General features: G+C 67.8%; 15 protein-coding genes. 5 read left to right on the top strand and 10 right to left on the bottom strand.

Features of this window, described 5'->3' with window-relative positions; all coding sequences use genetic code 11:
- Positions 1-5: 5 nt before the first annotated feature.
- From AT700_RS21625 to AT700_RS21615, 3 genes are all read right to left on the bottom strand, one after another.
- Positions 6-824: an enoyl-CoA hydratase gene (locus AT700_RS21625; protein ID WP_003085498.1), complete on the bottom strand. Its 819-nt coding sequence runs from the start codon at positions 822-824 to the stop codon at positions 6-8.
- 65 nt (positions 825-889) lie between these two features.
- Positions 890-2,053 (bottom strand): isobutyryl-CoA dehydrogenase, encoded by a 1,164-nt coding sequence (locus AT700_RS21620; protein WP_003085499.1) that lies wholly within the window; start codon positions 2,051-2,053, stop codon positions 890-892.
- An 11-nt stretch (positions 2,054-2,064) separates the two neighbouring features.
- Entirely contained in the window at positions 2,065-3,573 is a 1,509-nt protein-coding gene (locus tag AT700_RS21615; protein ID WP_003106449.1) for a CoA-acylating methylmalonate-semialdehyde dehydrogenase, read from the bottom strand.
- A gap of 132 nt (positions 3,574-3,705) precedes the next feature.
- On the opposite strand from AT700_RS21615, the gene AT700_RS21610 reads away from it, so the two are divergent.
- The 3 genes from AT700_RS21610 to ung all read left to right on the top strand — a co-directional run bounded on the left by AT700_RS21610 (position 3,706) and on the right by ung (position 6,260).
- Entirely contained in the window at positions 3,706-4,587 is an 882-nt protein-coding gene (locus AT700_RS21610; RefSeq protein ID WP_003106441.1) for an AraC family transcriptional regulator, read from the top strand.
- Between the two features lie 56 nt (positions 4,588-4,643).
- Positions 4,644-5,465 carry a VanW family protein gene (locus AT700_RS21605; protein ID WP_003106439.1) on the top strand — a complete coding sequence of 274 codons (822 nt, stop codon included), beginning with the start codon at positions 4,644-4,646 and terminating at the stop codon, positions 5,463-5,465.
- A 99-nt stretch (positions 5,466-5,564) separates the two neighbouring features.
- Positions 5,565-6,260 carry a uracil-DNA glycosylase gene (ung, locus tag AT700_RS21600; RefSeq protein WP_003106436.1) on the top strand — a complete coding sequence of 232 codons (696 nt, stop codon included), beginning with the start codon at positions 5,565-5,567 and terminating at the stop codon, positions 6,258-6,260.
- Positions 6,261-6,386: 126 nt separating this feature from the next.
- Here the strand turns inward: ung and AT700_RS21595 are convergent, their stop codons facing one another.
- From AT700_RS21595 to AT700_RS21575, 5 genes are read right to left on the bottom strand one after another with little or no spacing between them, the layout of a single operon-like run.
- Entirely contained in the window at positions 6,387-7,424 is a 1,038-nt protein-coding gene (locus tag AT700_RS21595) for an AbrB family transcriptional regulator (protein WP_003114172.1), read from the bottom strand.
- Positions 7,417-8,934 carry a tripartite tricarboxylate transporter permease gene (locus tag AT700_RS21590; RefSeq protein ID WP_003116509.1) on the bottom strand — a complete coding sequence of 506 codons (1,518 nt, stop codon included), beginning with the start codon at positions 8,932-8,934 and terminating at the stop codon, positions 7,417-7,419. The genes AT700_RS21595 and AT700_RS21590 overlap by 8 nt, the downstream gene beginning before the upstream one ends.
- Before the next feature lie 10 nt (positions 8,935-8,944).
- Positions 8,945-9,415, bottom strand: coding sequence for a tripartite tricarboxylate transporter TctB family protein (locus AT700_RS21585; RefSeq protein ID WP_003101933.1), 471 nt, complete (start codon positions 9,413-9,415; stop codon positions 8,945-8,947).
- 48 nt (positions 9,416-9,463) lie between these two features.
- A complete protein-coding gene (locus tag AT700_RS21580; protein ID WP_003085519.1) occupies positions 9,464-10,447 on the bottom strand; it encodes a tripartite tricarboxylate transporter substrate binding protein in 984 nt (327 codons plus the stop codon).
- A 29-nt stretch (positions 10,448-10,476) separates the two neighbouring features.
- Positions 10,477-11,760, bottom strand: a complete 1,284-nt coding sequence (locus AT700_RS21575) for an OprD family porin (protein ID WP_003116508.1) — start codon at positions 11,758-11,760, stop codon at positions 10,477-10,479.
- Positions 11,761-11,970: 210 nt separating this feature from the next.
- On the opposite strand from AT700_RS21575, the gene AT700_RS21570 reads away from it, so the two are divergent.
- Both AT700_RS21570 and AT700_RS21565 read left to right on the top strand, forming a co-directional pair.
- Positions 11,971-12,642, top strand: a complete 672-nt coding sequence (locus tag AT700_RS21570) for a response regulator (RefSeq protein ID WP_003085524.1) — start codon at positions 11,971-11,973, stop codon at positions 12,640-12,642.
- Complete coding sequence (locus AT700_RS21565; RefSeq protein WP_003101943.1) at positions 12,635-14,017, top strand: sensor histidine kinase; 1,383 nt, start codon at positions 12,635-12,637, stop codon at positions 14,015-14,017. Before AT700_RS21570 ends, AT700_RS21565 begins: the two co-directional genes overlap by 8 nt.
- Before the next feature lie 7 nt (positions 14,018-14,024).
- Here AT700_RS21565 and AT700_RS21560 read toward each other — a convergent pair whose 3' ends face one another.
- A complete protein-coding gene (locus tag AT700_RS21560; protein WP_003085528.1) occupies positions 14,025-14,861 on the bottom strand; it encodes an HDOD domain-containing protein in 837 nt (278 codons plus the stop codon).
- A 100-nt stretch (positions 14,862-14,961) separates the two neighbouring features.
- The gene (locus tag AT700_RS21555; protein WP_003101947.1) at positions 14,962-15,906 is read right to left on the bottom strand and encodes a YgfZ/GcvT domain-containing protein; all 945 of its coding nucleotides are present in this window, start codon (positions 15,904-15,906) and stop codon (positions 14,962-14,964) included.
- Positions 15,907-15,949: the final 43 nt, after the last annotated feature.

Here is a 15,949-nt window from a genome sequence, read left to right as displayed (position 1 = left end):
AAGGCTCAGCAGTTGCGCCACTTGGGATCGCGCTTCTCGAGGAAGGCGTTGACCCCTTCGCGGGTGTCCTGGGCGTCGAACAGATCGACGAAGCGCTCGCGCTCCTCCGGCAGCCAGGTGTTCGGCGCGCGTTCGCGGGCACCCTGGATCAGCGGCTTGATGGTGCGGATCGCCACCGGGCTCTGGCGTGCCACCTTGGCCGCCAGCAGCAGGGCGGCGCCGCGCGCCTCGCCGCTGTCCACCACCTGTTCGACCAGGCCGATGCGCAGGGCGGTTTCCGCATCCACCCGCTCGTTGCAGAGGATCATCCGCTTGGCCCAGCCTTCGCCCACCAGCCAGGGCAGCGCCTGGGTCCCGCCGGCGCAGGGCAGCAGGCCCACCGCGGCCTCCGGCAGGGCCATCTGCGCCTGGCGCTCGGCGATGCGGATGTCGCAGGCGAGGGCGCACTCCAGCCCGCCGCCCATGGCGTAGCCGTTGATCGCCGCGATCGACACCCCGCGGAAATCGCGCAGCGCCTCGAAGGCTTCGCCGAAGCGGCGGGCCATCTCGCGAGCGCGGGCCTTGTCGCCGTCGGCGAACATGTTCAGGTCGGCGCCGGCGGAGAAGAACTTCGGCCCCTGGCCGGTCACTACCAGGGCGTAGATATCGTCGTCGCGGTTGAGGTGCTCGATCAGTTGGCGCAGGCCGATCAGCGAGTCGCGGTCCCAGGTGTTGGCCGGCGGGTGGTTGATGGTGATCAGCGCGGTGTGCCCGTGCTTTTCCACGGTGAGCTTGTGGGTCAGGTCGAAGGAGGAAGCCTTGTAGGGTTCGACGGCAGTGTTCATGAAGTCCCTCACTGGATCATGGGCCGGGGCGTCCCGGCACTATCGGATGCGATGGTTCGCGGCGTTCACAGCAGGCGATCGAGCATGCCGCCCTGCTCCAGCAGGCGGCGGGCGACGATCACCCGCATGATTTCGTTGGTGCCTTCGAGGATCTGGTGCACGCGGGTGTCGCGTACCCAGCGCTCCAGCGGATAATCGTTGAGATAGCCGTAGCCGCCGTGCAGTTGCAAGGCCTCGTTGCAGACATCGAAGCAGCGGTCGGTGGCGAAGCGCTTGGCCATTGCGCAGTACAGGGTCGCCTCGGCGTCGCCGCGGTCCAGCCGATGGGCGCCGAGGCGGACCATCTGGCGGCTGGCGGTGAGTTCGGTGAGCATGTCGGCGAGCTTGAACTGCAAGGCCTGGAAGGTCGCCAGCGGCTTGCCGAACTGCTCGCGCTCCTCGACGTAGCGCATCGACTGCTCCAGCGCCGCCTGGGCGGCGCCCAGTGAACAACTGGCGATGTTCAGGCGGCCGCCGTCGAGGCCTTTCATGGCATAGACGAAGCCCTGGCCCTCCGGGCCGATGCGGTTGCCGGCGGGGATGCGCACGCCTTCGAAGGTGATGGTGCGGGTCGGCTGCGCGCGCCAGCCCATCTTGTCCTCGTTGCGGCCGTAGCGGATGCCGGGCGCGTCGGCCGGCACCAGGAAGCAGGAGATGCCCCTGGCGCCGTCCTCGCCGGTGCGCGCCATGACGATCAGCACCTGGGTGCTGCCGGCGCCGGAAATGAAGCACTTGCTGCCGTCCAGCACGTATTCGTCGCCCTCGCGGCGGGCGCGGGTGCGCAGGCGCGCGGCGTCGGAGCCGGCATCGGGCTCGGTCAGGCAATAGGAGGCGAGCGACTCGCCGCCGATCAGGCCGGGCAGCCAGGCCTCCTTCAGCGCCGCGTCGCCGAACGAGGCGAGCATCCAGGCGGCCATGTTGTGGATGCTGATGTAGGCGGTAGTGGCCACGCAGCCGGCGGCCAGTTGCTCGAAGATCAGCGAAGTGGACAGCCGCGACAGGCCCAGGCCGCCGTCTTCCTCGGCGATGTACAGGCCGAGGTAGCCCTGTTCGGCGGCGGCGCGGATGACTTCCACCGGGAAGTGATGGTCGCGGTCCCAGTCGGCCGCCTTCGGCGCCAGTTCGTGGCGGGCGAAGGCGCGGGCGCTCTCCACCAGCAGGCGTTGTTCTTCGGTGAGGTCGAAATCCATAGGTCCTCGGGTCACTTGAGATGGATGGTCATGTTCGGGCCGGCCGACGATTCGTCGGTCGTCGGTTCATCGTCGAACCAGCGGCTGGTGACGGTCTTGGTCTCGGTATAGAAGCGCACCGCCTGCTTGCCGTAGGCGTGCAGGTCGCCGTAGAAGGAACCCTTCCAGCCGGTGAAGGAGAAGAACGGCAGCGGTACCGGGATCGGCACGTTGATCCCCACCTGGCCGACCTGCACCGCGTGCTGGTAGCGCCGAGCGGCGCCGCCGGAGCGGGTGAACAGGCTGGTGCCGTTGCCATAGGGATTGGCGTTGACCAGGGCAATCGCCTCTTCCAGGGTATCGACCTCCAGGCAAGCCAGCACCGGGCCGAAGATCTCCTCGCGGTACAGGCCCATCTTCGGCGTCACTGCGCGGAACAGGGTGGGACCGAGCCAGTTGCCGTTGGGATAGCCTTCGACCTGGCACTGCGAGCCGTCGAGCAGGCACTCGGCGCCTTCCGCCTTGCCTTCGGCGATCAGGCGCAGCACGCGCTGGCGCGCCTGCGGGCTGATCAGCGGACCATAGGCGGCGTCCGGGTCCTGCCAGTGGCCGGGGCGCAGGGCGGCCATCCGCTCGGCCAGTTCGGGAATCCACTCGCGCGCCGCGCCGACGAACACCGCCGCGCTGATCGCCATGCAGCGCTGGCCGGCGGCGCCGCAACTGGCGCCGACCAGGTTGCCGAGAACCTGGGCCTTGTTCGCGTCGGGGAGGATCACCATGTGGTTCTTCGCCCCGGCGAAGGCCTGCACCCGCTTCAGGTGCGCGGTGCCGGTGCGGTACACGTGCTGGCCGACGGCGACCGAGCCGACGAAGGAAATCGCCCGGATGTCCGGGTGGGTGAGGAGGGCATCGACCTGCTCGCGGCCGCCATGAATCACCTGCAGCACGCCCTTCGGCGCGCCGGCCTCGAGGAACAGCTCGGCGAGGCGGTTGGGTGTCAGCGGATCCTGTTCGGAGGGCTTGAGGACGAAGGTGTTGCCGCAGGCGATGGCCAGCGGGAACATCCACAGCGGGATCATCGCCGGGAAATTGAACGGGGTGATCCCGGCGCACACGCCGAGGGGCTGGATCCAACTGGCGGTGTCGATCTCGCGGGCGACGTTTTCCACCGTCTCGCCCATCATCAGGCTGGCCACGTTGGCGGCGTGTTCGACCACCTCGATGCCGCGCCACACGTCGCCCTTGGCATCGGCGAGGTTCTTGCCGGTCTCCCGGGCCAGCAGTTCGCCGAGTTCGTCGTGGTGTTCCTTGAGCAGGTGCTGGTAGCGCAGCATCAACCGCGCTCGCTCGGGAGCCGGGACTTCGCGCCAGGTCTCGAAGGCGCGCTGGGCGCTGGCGATGGCCTGCTCGATCTCGTCGGCGGTGGCCTTCGGCGCCAGCGCGAGGACGTCCTGGGTCGCCGGATCGGTGACTTCGACCAGCTCGCGGGAACGGCTGCCGCGCCATTCGCCGTCGATCAGCTGGGGGATTGCCTTGGCCATCGTCGCCTCCGCTTCCCGGTGGACCGGGATGTTGTTTTGAGTCGTTATAGCCGGCCGCAAGCCGCCTGTGGATTGACGATCTTGCGCAAGGGATGGACGATCTTGGGATTCAGACTACCGAGTCGCGTCGCCGTGAAGCGTTCCGTACAGACCTCCGCCTGGCCCCTGCCCAACCAGGGGGTGCGTTTCATCACGCCGCCCCGCCTGCGTCGCGCCCTGGCCCGCCATCCGCTCGGCCAGGCCTGCTACCCGCTGGCCCTCGGTTACTATCCGGAGGCGCATGGCCACCACATGCAGCGGCGCGCGCCGGACGACAACCTGTTGATCTACTGCCGGGCCGGACGCGGCTGGCTGGAGTGTGCCGGCGAGCGCGTCGAGGTCGGCGGCGGCGACCTGCTGGTCCTGCCCAAGGGCCGGGAACATGCCTACGGCGCCGACTCGCAGCGGCCCTGGAGCATCTACTGGGTACATTTCGAAGGCGGACTGGCGGAGGATTTCCTGCGTCCGCTGGGCAGCGCCCCGCGCCTGCGCCTGGGCATGCAGCCGCGCCTGCTGGCGGAGTTCGATGCGCTGCTGGCGCTGCGTCGCCAGGGCCTCAGCCTGCCGCACTTCATCCATGCCGCGCACCTGTTGCAGGGCCTGCTCACCTCGCTGGCGGTGCGTCCGGCGCGGGCCAGCCTGAAATCCGGACGGGTGCTGGACATCGACGCGGTGCAGGCGCTGATGCGCGCGCACCTGCACGACAGCCTCAACCTCGACGAGCTGGCGGCGCAGTTCAAGCTGTCGCGCTTCCATTTCGCCAAGACCTATCGCGCCCTGACCGGCCAGGCGCCGATCCAGGATTTCATCCAGATGAAGATGGCCCATGCCTGCCGCCTGCTCGACGAGGGCGCGCTGGAGGTGCGGCAGATCGCCGAGCAGCTCGGCTACGCCGATCCCTATTACTTCTCGCGGCTGTTCCGCAAGGTGGTGGGCATGGCGCCCAGTCACTACCGGGCGCTGCACCAGGGCTAGTGCTCCGGGCATAATGCTGCATCCTGCCCGTGGGCCGAGACCGACAAGGATCGTCGATGCGCAAACCCCTATCGCTCTACCACCCCTGGCTCTACTGGCTGCGGGTCTGGCAACGACGTCTCTGGCGGCACTGCCGCTGGCGTCTTGGCGGCCGTCGCTACGTGCGGTTGCCATCGATCGACGAGCGCCTGCCGTACCGCTACATCAAGCACACCTCGAAGTTGATCCGCCGCCTCGGCGACAGCGACCTCGCCCTGCAACGCAACAAGGTGGTCAACCTGCGCCTGGCGGTGGACTGCATGAACGGCGTGAGCATCGGCCCCGGCGAGTACTTCTCGTTCTGCCGGCTGGTCGGTCGGCCCAGCGCCCGGCGTGGCTTCGTCGAAGGTATGGAGTTGTCCTTCGGCGAGGCGCGCAGCGGAATCGGCGGCGGCATCTGCCAACTGAGCAACCTGATCCACTGGATGGCCCTGCATTCCCCGCTGCGCGTGGTGGAGCGGGCCAACCACAGCTTCGACCCGTTTCCCGACGAGGGACGGATCCTGCCGTTCGGCTCGGGCGCGGCGATCTTCTACAACTTCATCGACCTGGTGCTGCACAATCCGACGGCGGATACCTTCCAGCTGCGCTTCCATATCGCCGCCCACCAACTGGAAGGCGAACTGCTGTGCAGCGCGCCGCGCCCTGTGCGCTACCACGTCTATGAGAGGGCCCAGCGCTTTGTCCGCGACGGCGATGCGGTGCTGAGGCTCAACGAGATCTGGCGCGACATCCGGGAAAAGGGCCAGGCCGGCACCCTGCTGGCCAGCGAGTGCCTGTACCGCAACCGGGTGCGCGTGAAGTATCCGGTGGAAGAGGCCCGCCTGTCCCGAGATTGACAAGCGCGGCGGGCTTTTCTACGGTTCCGCGGCCACAGGCTGTCGGCGACCTTCTGAAAAAGGCCGGACGACTTTTTCAGTACCGAGACAGGGGGTTCCATGACCGATAACGACGACCGCATCAAGCTCGAGGCGAGTTGGAAGGAAGCGCTGCGCGAGGAATTCGACAAGCCCTACATGAAGCAACTGGGCGAGTTCCTGCGCCAGGAGAAGGCCGCCGGCAAGGTGATCTTTCCGCCCGGGCCATTGATCTTCAACGCGCTGAACACCACGCCGCTGGAGAACGTCAAGGTGGTGATCATCGGCCAGGATCCCTACCACGGACCAGGCCAGGCCCACGGCCTGTGCTTCTCGGTGCAGCCCGGCGTGCCGACGCCGCCGTCCTTGCAGAACATCTACAAGGAACTCAACCGCGACCTGAACATCCCGATTCCCAACAACGGCTACCTGCAGCGCTGGGCGGAGCAGGGCGTGCTGTTGCTCAATACCTCCCTGACCGTCGAGCAGGCCAAGGCCGGCTCCCACGCCAATGCCGGCTGGCAGCCGTTCACCGACCGCGTCATCGAGGTGGTCAACGAGCGTTGCGAGCGCCTGGTGTTCCTGCTCTGGGGCAGCCACGCGCAGAGCAAGCAGAAGCTGATCGACCCGCAGCGCCACCTGATTCTCAAGTCGGCGCACCCGTCGCCGTTGTCGGCCTACCGCGGTTTCCTCGGCAACGGCCACTTCAGCCGCACCAACAAGTTCCTCGAGCAGAACGGCAAGACGCCTATCGACTGGTCGCTGCCGGACCTCTGAAGGCCGCTGTCGCCCAGCTCTTCACATGGTGGGCGCCGCTGTGTGCCTCTGACCGCGCCCGGAAAAAAAAGCCCGCACGAGGCGGGCTGGAAAACGCCACACATCCAGTGTGGCGGCGTGGCTCGATCAGCCGGCGCGCTTCCTCCAGTAGCGGAAGCACGGCTCGGCGAGGAACAGCACCAGCAATAGCCTCAGTACCTGCAAGGCGGTGACCAGCGGCACCGAGAGCTGCAAGGCTTCGGCGGTCAGGCTCAGCTCGGCGATGCCGCCGGGCATCATGCCGAGCATCAGCGACTGGTGGTCGAGGGTGGTCAGCCAGCCGAGCAACTCGGCGGCGAGCGCCGCGGCGAACATCATCCACAGCGTGCAGACCAGGGTACGACTGACGAAGGCTGGAGCGCTGCGGAAGAAACTGCGGTTGAAATGGCAACCCAGGGCGCTGCCGATCAGCCATTGGCCGACGCCGCTGGAACCGGCCGGCAGGCCGATATGCAGGTCGAAGCCGAGGCTGACGCCGGCCGCCAGCAACAGCGGGCCGAGCAGCCAGGGATTGGGTTGGCGCAACTTCTGCCAGCCCAGCGCGACCAGCGCCCCGGCCGGGAACAGCAGGGCCAGCCAGTGCCAGTCCACCGGCGCGGCCTGGTGCGGGCCTGGCTGGCCGCCGCCGAGCAGGTACTGGAACGCCGCCGGCACCAGCAGCACTACCAGCAACAGGCGCAGGCTCTGCGCTGCGGCGACGCGGCTGAGCACCGCGCCGTGGCGCTGCCCGAGGTTGACCATCTCGCTGGCACCACCGGGCATGCTGGCGAAGAACGCGGTGGCGCGGTCCTCGCCGCTGCGGCGCATGAAGGCGATCGCCAGCACGCTGGAAAGCGTGGTGGCCACGGCGCCGAAGACGATGATCACGCTATGCGCCAGCACTTGCTCGATCACTGCCGGGGTGAAGTGCAGGCCGATGCCGATGCCGACGATCCATTGCCCGCACTTGCGTGCCCCCGGCACTTCGGCCAGCGGCAGGTCGGCCAGGCAACGCACCAGCATCACCGCAAGCAGCGAGCCGATCATCCACGGCAGCGGCCAGCCGACCAGGCTTGCCAGCCAGCCGCCAAGGGCGCCCACCAGCGGCGTCGCCCAGTACAGCCTCCAGGTGACGCGCTCAGGCATCGGCCAGCCCTGTCGCGCGACGGGCCACGCGGCGGCGCCAGGCGCGGACCAGCGGCAACAGCAGCATTACCACCACCAGCGCCCAGGTCACCAGGCTGATCGGGCTCGACCAGAGGATGCCCAGTTCACCGTTGGAGATCGACAGCGCGCGGCGCAGGTTCTGCTCCATCAGTCCACCGAGGATGAAGCCCAGCAGCAGCGGCGAGAGCGGGAAGTCGAGCTTGCGCAGGATATAGCCGATCACGCCGATGCCGACCATCAGGAACAGGTCGAAGGTGGTCGCATGCACGCCGTACACGCCGATCCCGGTGATGATCGCGATGGCCGGCACCAGGGCCCAGTTCGGCACCGCGAGGATGCGGGTGAATACGCGGACCATCGGCACGTTGAGGATGATCAGCATGACGTTGGCGATGAACAGCGAGGCGATCAGGCCCCAGACGATGTCCGGTTGCTGCTGGAACAGCAGCGGGCCGGGAGTGATGTTGTACAGGGTCAGGGCGCCGATCATCACCGCAGTGGTACCCGAGCCGGGCACGCCGAGGGTCAGCATCGGCACCATGGCGCCGCAGGCGGAGGCGCCGATGGCGGTCTCGGGAGCGGCCAGGCCGCGCATGTCGCCCTTGCCGAACTCGCCCTTGGCACCGGCCAGCTTCTTCTCGGTCATATAGGCCACCGCGCTTGCCAGGGTCGCGCCGGCGCCGGGCAGTACGCCCATAACGAAACCGAGCAGACCGCAGCGCAGGTTGACCAGGAATACGCTGGCGGCCTCCTTGAAGTTGAACAGCATGCGTCCGGTGGCTTTCACCGCCTCCTGGCCGTGGTGGGTCTTCTCCAGCAGCAGGAGGATCTCGCTGACCGAGAACAGGCCCAGCACCAGGACCACGAACTGGATGCCGTCGGCGAGGTGGATGCTGTCCCCGGTGAAGCGGTACACGCCGCTGTTGGCGTCGATCCCGACGCTCGACAGGAACAGCCCGAGCAGCGCCGCCAGCAGGGTCTTCAGCGGGCGGTCGCCGGCCATCCCGCCGAGGCAGACGATGGCGAACACCATCAGCACGAAATATTCCGCCGGACCGAAGGCGATCGCCCACTTGGCCAGCAGCGGGGCGAACAGGACCATCCCGCAGGTGGCGATGAAAGCGCCAATGAACGAACTCCAGGCCGACAGCGACAGGGCCACGCCGGCCAGGCCCTTGCGTGCCATCGGGTAGCCGTCGAGGGTGGTCATCACGGTCGAGGCTTCGCCGGGGATGTTGAGCAGGATCGAGCTGATCCGCCCGCCGTATTCGCAGCCCAGGTATACGGCGGCGAGCAGGATCAGCGCGGTTTCCGGCGGCAGGCCGAGGGCGAAGGCCACCGGGATCAGCAGTGCCACGCCGTTGATCGGACCGAGGCCTGGCAGCAGGCCTACGATGGTGCCGATCAGGGTGCCGATCAGCGCGGTGATCAGGTTGGTCGGCGTCATCGCGACGCCGAAGCCCTGGCCGAGGTAGTTCAAGGTTTCCATCACGAAGTCCTCACAGCGGCAGGAAGTCGAGAACGCCCAGCGGCAGCGGGACGTCCAGGGCGCGGTCGAACAGCCAGTAGAGGCCGATCCCGAGCAGGCTCGCGGTGACCACCGCAGGGATTGGCCGGGCGCCGTAGAGAATGGCCATGCAGGAGCCGACCAGGGCGGCGCTGAGGATGAAGCCGAGCGTTTCGAACAGGCCGGCGAACACCAGCAGCAGGGCGATGCAGGCGAGCACCTTGAGCAGCACGGCGCCGCCCAGCGGTTGTTCGTCCTCGGCGTGGCGGATCGGCGTCGGCCGCGCGATCAGCCACGCCAGGCCGGCGCCCATCAGCGCCAGGCAGAGCAGCGGGTAGGCGCGCGGGCCGACCGGTTCGTAGGAAAACGGCGCCTGGTAACGCCAGCCGGCGACCGCCAGGCCGACGCAGGCGAGCAGCCAGAGCCCGGCGAACAGGCGCTGGTACAGGTTGGAACGGGTCATGGGACGATCCTCGTGGCGCGGCCGGGGTCCGGCCGCGCGCGGGCTGGCTTACTGGATCAGGCCGAAGTCCTTGGCCAGTTGCTTGTACTGCTGGACCTGCTGCTTCACGTAGCCGTCGAGTTCCTCGCCGGTCATGGCGAAGGGGAACAGCTCGCGCTGGTCGCGCAGCTTGGCGAAGTCCTCGGAGGCCAGCAGTTGGTCGAAGGCGTTCTTCCACCAGGCGTAGTCTTCGTCGCTGACCTTCGGCCCGAGGTAGAACCCGCGAACCACCGGCCAGACGATGTCGTAGCCCTGTTCCTTGGCGGTGGGGATGTTGGCCATCGCCGCCTCCGGCAGGCGTTCTTCGGAGAACACCGCGAGCAGGCGCATGTCGCCGCTGAGGATGTGCGGCATGGAGTCGGAAATGTCGGTGCTGCCGACCTGGATGTGCCCGCCGAGCAGCGCGGTGGCGATCTCGCCGCCGCCTTCCAGGGCCACGTAGCGCAGGTCGCGCGGATTGATCCCGGCGGCCTTGGCGATCAGCGCGGTCTGCATCCAGTCCTGGCTGCCGACGGTGCCGCCGGAGCCGATCACCACCTTGCTCGGGTCGGCCTTGAGCGCCTTCACCAGGTCGTCGAGGTTCTTGTAGGGCGAGTCGGTGCGTACCGCGATGGCGCCGTAGCTGGTGCCGATGGCGGCCAGCCATTTCACCGCGTTCTCGTCGAAGCGGCCGAACTTGCCCTGGGCCAGATTCAGCAGCGAGCCGCTGGAGAAGGCGGTGATGGTGCCGGCGTCGCCCGGGCGTTGGGCGACCACCGCGTTATAGGCGACCGCGCCGACGCCGCCGGGCATGTAGGTGACGCGCATCGGCTTGCTCAGCAGCTTGGCCTCGACCAGGGCGCTCTGGGCCAGCTTGCAGGTGAGGTCGAAACCGCCGCCGGGGGACGCCGGGGCGATGCATTCGGGACGCTTGGGTTCGGCCACGGCGGCGCCGGCCAGCAGCAGGCCGGCGGCAACCAAGGCGAGGGGACGAAAAGACAGTTTCATCATCATCGGTGCTCCTGTGGAGTTCTTGTTCTGGCTTACCAGATCGGCAGGGTATAGCTGACGATCAGGCGGTTCTCATCGATGTCGCGGGTGAAATTGGAACGGAAGGTCGCGTTGCGCCAGCGGATTCCGAGGTTCTTCAGCGCGCCGCTCTGGAACACGTACTGCAGTTCGGTGTTGCGTTCCCATTCGCGGCCTTCGCCGCGCTGCCCGGCGAGTTCGACATTGTCGCCCTTGACGTAGCGGGTCATGAAGGTCAGGCCGGGAATGCCGAGGCCGACGAAGTCGTAGTCGTAGCGCAGTTGCCAGGAGCGCTCCTTGGGGCCGGCGAAGTCGTTGACCTGGACGAAGTTGACCAGGTACGGGTTGCTGCCTTCCAGGTAGGGGAAGGCGTCGTCGCCGTTCATTCGCTGCCAGGCCGCACCGAAGGCATGGTTGCCAAGGCTGTAGGTGAACATGCCGTTGAGCGACTTGTTGTCGATGCCGCCGGCCTTGGCCGAGCCGCTGTCGGTGCTGCGGGCGAAGCGCAGGTCGCTGGTCAGTTCGCCGGGACCGATCGGCCAGCTGTGCAGCAGGCCGACGAAGTGCTGGCGGTAGACGTCCTGCAGGTTGCTGTAGTGATAGCTGGCGGTGAGTTGGTCGGTGAGCTTGTAGTCCAGTCCGCCGAGGTCGAAGTGATCGGCGCTGACCCCGGCGAAGCGGCCGTTCTTGTCGTTCAGCGCGAGGTCCTCGGAGTCGCTGGAGTCGCGGATCTTGGTCTTTTCCAGGCGCCCGGCGGTGAAGCCGAGGTCCTTGATCTCCTTCGAGGTGAGCAGCGCGCCTTCGAATATCTGCGGGAAGATCCGCCCGTTGTTCGGTTGTACCGATGGCAGCTTCGGAATCAGCGTGCCGACCTTCAGCTCGCTCTGCGAGACCTTGACCTTGGCGGTCAGGCCCAGTTTCGAGTAGGTGTCCGGCGCGCGGCCGTCGGAATCCTTCGGCAGCAGTCCGGTACCGCTGCGGCCGCGGCCGGAGTCGAGCTTGACGCCGAGCATGCCCATGGCGTCGAGGCCGAAGCCGACGGTGCCCTGGGTGTAGCCGGACTGCAGGTTGAGGATGAAGCCTTGCGCCCACTCCTCGCGCTTGGACTGGCCGGGGCCGTCGCGGAAGTCGCGGTTCATGTAGAAGTTGCGGGTTTCCAGGCTGGCCTTGCTGTCTTCGAGGAAGCCGGCGGCGTTGCCCAGGGGCGCGATGCCGGCGAGCACGACGGCGGTGGTGGTCAGGGTGGTGCTGCGGGACGAACGTACAGACCTTGCGGCCTGCGGCAGGGAAGTCGACATGCAGTGGTCTCCGATTCTTGTTCTTGTACGCCGAGCACCACGCTGCAGGGCGTTTTGGCGGACGATCTGCGCCGTCCATCGACTGATCCTAAGACGCCAAGCTTTCGCCAGGCTTTCAGCAATCCCCGGTGGCAGAGAAGCCATTTACCGGAGGGTTTTCCCCGGTACACTTCGCCTCTTGTGCCCTCATCCGGTGGTGGAGAACCGTCCATGCGCATCCTTCTGGTGGAAGATCATCCGCAGCTCGCCGAAAGCGTGGTCCAGGCGCTCAAGGGCGCCGGCTGGACGGTAGACCTGCTGCAGGACGGGGTGGCCGCCGACCTGGCCCTGGCCAGCGAGGAGTACGCCCTGGCGATCCTCGACGTCGGCCTGCCGCGGATGGACGGCTTCGAGGTGCTGGCGCGCCTGCGCGGGCGCGGCAAGACCCTGCCGGTGCTGATGCTGACTGCGCGCGGCGAGGTGAAGGACCGGGTGCACGGCCTCAATCTCGGCGCCGACGACTACCTGGCAAAGCCTTTCGAACTGTCCGAGCTGGAGGCGCGGGTCAAGGCCCTGCTGCGCCGCAGCGTGCTCGGTGGCGAACAGTTGCAGCGCTGCGGCGCCCTGGTCTACGACCTCGGCACCCGGCGCTTCAGCCTCGACGAGCAGCCGCTGACCCTGACCTCGCGGGAACAGGCGGTGCTGGAAGCGATGATCGCCCGTCCGGGGCGGGTGATGAGCAAGGAGCAACTGGCCGCCCAGGTCTTCGGCCTGGACGAGGAGGCCAGCGCCGACGCCATCGAGATCTACGTCCACCGCCTGCGCAAGAAGCTGGAAGGCGGCGCCGTGCGCATCGTCACCTTCCGCGGCCTCGGCTACCTGCTGGAGGCGCAGGGTGACTGATGCCGGCAGCCTGCGCGGAAGGCTGCTGCTGTGGCTGGCCCTGCTCCTGCTGCTGGTGCTCCTGGCGAGCGGCCTGAGCGCCTACTGGAACGGTCGCGAGGTGGCCGACACCGCCTACGACCGGACCTTGCTGGCCTCGGCGCGGGCGATCGCCGACGGGCTCTACGAGAAGGACGGCACCCTGCGCGCCGACGTCCCCTACGTGGCACTGGATACCTTCGCCTACGACAGCGCCGGGCGGATCTTCTACCAGGTCAACGACATCCACGGACGGATGATCTCCGGCTACGAGAATCTTCCGGCGGCACCCGCCGATACCCTGCGCACCGACGACTACCCGGCCCTGGCCAAGTTCTATGACGGCGTCTACCAGGGCGTCGACGTACGCGTGGTGAGCCTGCTGCAACCGGTCAGCGAACCGAGCATGAGCGGCATGGCGGAGATCCGCGTGGCGGAGACCGAAGGCGCCCGCGAGCGCATGGCGCGCAGCCTGATGACCGATACCCTGCTGCGCCTGGGCGTCCTCGGCGTCGGCGCGCTGGTGCTGGTGTGGCTGGCGGTGAGCGCCGCGCTGCGTCCGCTGGATCGCCTGCGCCGCGAGGTGGAAGAGCGCCAGCCGGACGACCTGCGGCCGTTGCCGATGCTCGAGGTCCAGCATGAATTGCGGCCGCTGGTGGAGTCGCTGAACCACTTCACCCAGCGCCTGCGCAGCCTGTTCGAGCGGCAGTCGCAGTTCATCGCCGATGCCGCCCACGAGTTGCGCACCCCGCTGGCGGCGCTCAAGGCGCGCCTGGAACTGGGCCTGCGCGAGCAGGAGCCGGAAGCCTGGCGTTCGACCCTGGAGACCACGGCGAAGAACACCGACCGCCTGATCCACCTGGCCAACCAGCTGCTCTCCCTGGCGCGCATCGAAAGCGGCGCCCAGGCCATCGCCGAGGGTGGCGCCGAGCGTATCGACCTGACCGCCCTGGCCCGGGAGCTGGGCCTGGCGCTGGCGCCGCTGGCCTATGCGCGGGGAGCCTCGCTGGCGCTGGAAAGCGCCGGGCCGGTGTGGATCCAGGGTGAACCGACGCTGCTCAACGAATTGCTCAGCAACCTCCTGGACAACGCGCTGGCGCACACCCCGCAGGGCGGCAACGTGATCCTCAGGGTGCTGGAGGGGGGCGTGCTGGAAGTGGAAGACGATGGTCCGGGAATTCCCGCCGCCGACCGCGAGCGGGTCTTCCAGCGCTTCTACCGGCGCGGCGACAGCCCCGGCAGCGGCCTGGGGCTGGCGATCGTCGGCGAGGTCTGCCGGGCGCACCGGGCGCAGATCCAGCTCGACCAGGGCGAACTGGGTGGCTTGCTGGTGCGGGTGCGCTTCCCGGCGGAGTAGAGCGGGCCTATTGCAGCATGCTGGTGGCGGCTTCCAGGGCGCTGGAGAGGTCCTCGTCTTCCTTCATGTCGACGGTCGGCTCGAGGCCGAGCTTGGCGAACGCCGGGATCTGGCTCCAGTCCAGGCGGGTATAGGGATGCTCGCTGCCAAGGTAGCTCTGCAGGGTGGCGACCTGGACCAGGTCGGTATAGTCGGCGCGCGGCGAGTTGCGGGTGAAGTCCAGGTGCTGGCGCGGGACCTCGGCGATCGGCGCGGGGAAATCCCAGGCCTTGAGGATGCGCTCGCCGATCAGCGGATGGATGCGCTCGATCACGTGGCTCAGGCTGATGGAGTCCGACAGCAGCTCGTTGTGATCCTCGGCGTAGGTGAGGATCGGCAGCACGCCGATCTGGTGCACCAGCCCGGCCAGGGTCGCCTGGTCCGGCGCCAGGCGGGTGTAGTGACGGGCCAGCACGTGGCAGATGCCGGCGATCTCGGTGCTCTTGTTCCAGACTTCGCGCATCTTGCGGTCGACCACGTCGGTGGTGGCCTGGAACATCTGCTCCATGGCCAGGCCGGTGGCCAGGTTGCAGGTGTAGTTGATGCCCAACCGGCTGATCGCCATCTGCAGGTCGGTGATTTCCTTCGGGCTGCGCAGCAGCGGACTGTTCACCACGCGGATGATGCGCGCGGTCAGCGCCGCGTCGTTGCCGATCACCTTGCTCAGGGCCTGGATGCTGACATCCGGGTCCTCCGCCGCCTCGCGGACCTGCAGGGCCACTTCGGGCAGGGTCGGCAGCACCAGTTCATCCTGATCGATGGCGCGGATCAGGTCCTGTTGGACTTTGTCGGCAAGCTTGCTCATGGCATTTCCTTTGAAAACGCAATGGCCGGAGCACGCTGTACGTGCACCGGCCATGGGAATACTGGCGGGCCGTCCGCGGACGGCGAGGCACAGTTTACGGTCAGCGCTGGATTTCGCGGTCGCTGTCCAGCGTGTAAGGCAGATTGAGGAGGACGAGCGGCGCTCCTTCGGCGCTTCCGAGGCTGATCCGGCCGTCGGCGACGGCGTCGTCCTGCAGCACGGCGAGCAATTCCACGCTGTTCTCCGGCGTACGGGCGGCCAGTACCACTTCGCCGACGCTGGTGGAATGGACTGGCGAGAACAGCCCGGTGCCGGGCGCCGGCACCTCGTCTGCGTCCAGCGCCAGGCGATACAGGCGGCGCTTGAGGCGGCCGAGATACTGCATGCGGGCGACGATTTCCTGGCCGGTATAGCAGCCCTTCTTGAAGCTGACCCCGCCGACCGCCTGCAGGTTGATCATCTGTGGGATGAACAGCTCGCGGGTAGCGCCGAACACCTGGCCGATGCCTGCGCGCACCTGGCCGAGCAGCCAATCGTCGAGCGGCGCCTCGCGGCTGTGCTCGCGGAGCGTGGCAAGCACCGCCTCGGCGCGCTGCGCCGGAACCCATAGCTCGACGCGGGCGTCGCCCAGGGCGACGGCGAGCAGGTCGCCGTGGCGGGCGATCCTGCCGCTCTCCGCCGGGGTGTCTATCCCCAGGGCGCGCAGTGCCTCGCTGGCGTCGCGCAAGCCTATGCGGAGCCAGGCTGCGCTCTCGTCGGCAAGGCTGGCCTTGGAGAATACGGCGTATTTCTTCAGGTCCGCCAACTGGGCCTCGAGCAGCTCGCCGGCCATCGCCAGCAGCAGGCCGTCGCCCTCGGGCAGGATGCGGAAGCTCGATAGCAGGCGGCCCTTGATGTTGCAGCGGCCGCCGAGGCTGGAGGTCTCGTCGTTGAGGTAGGCGAGGTTGCAGGTCAGCTGGCCCTGGAGGAACTTGGCGGCGTCAGGGCCGCGGACGGCGAGGATGCCTTCATGGACTAGCGGGGTGTGGAAAGCGGGGTCGGCCATTGCGATGCTGCGCGGTCAGTCAGTCAGGACCGTCATCATAGAA

The organism is Pseudomonas aeruginosa, from assembly GCF_001457615.1.
Taxonomy (GTDB): domain Bacteria; phylum Pseudomonadota; class Gammaproteobacteria; order Pseudomonadales; family Pseudomonadaceae; genus Pseudomonas; species Pseudomonas aeruginosa.
The sequence above is the reverse complement of the archived record's forward strand: the minus strand, read 5'-3'. Positions and strand labels throughout refer to the sequence as shown.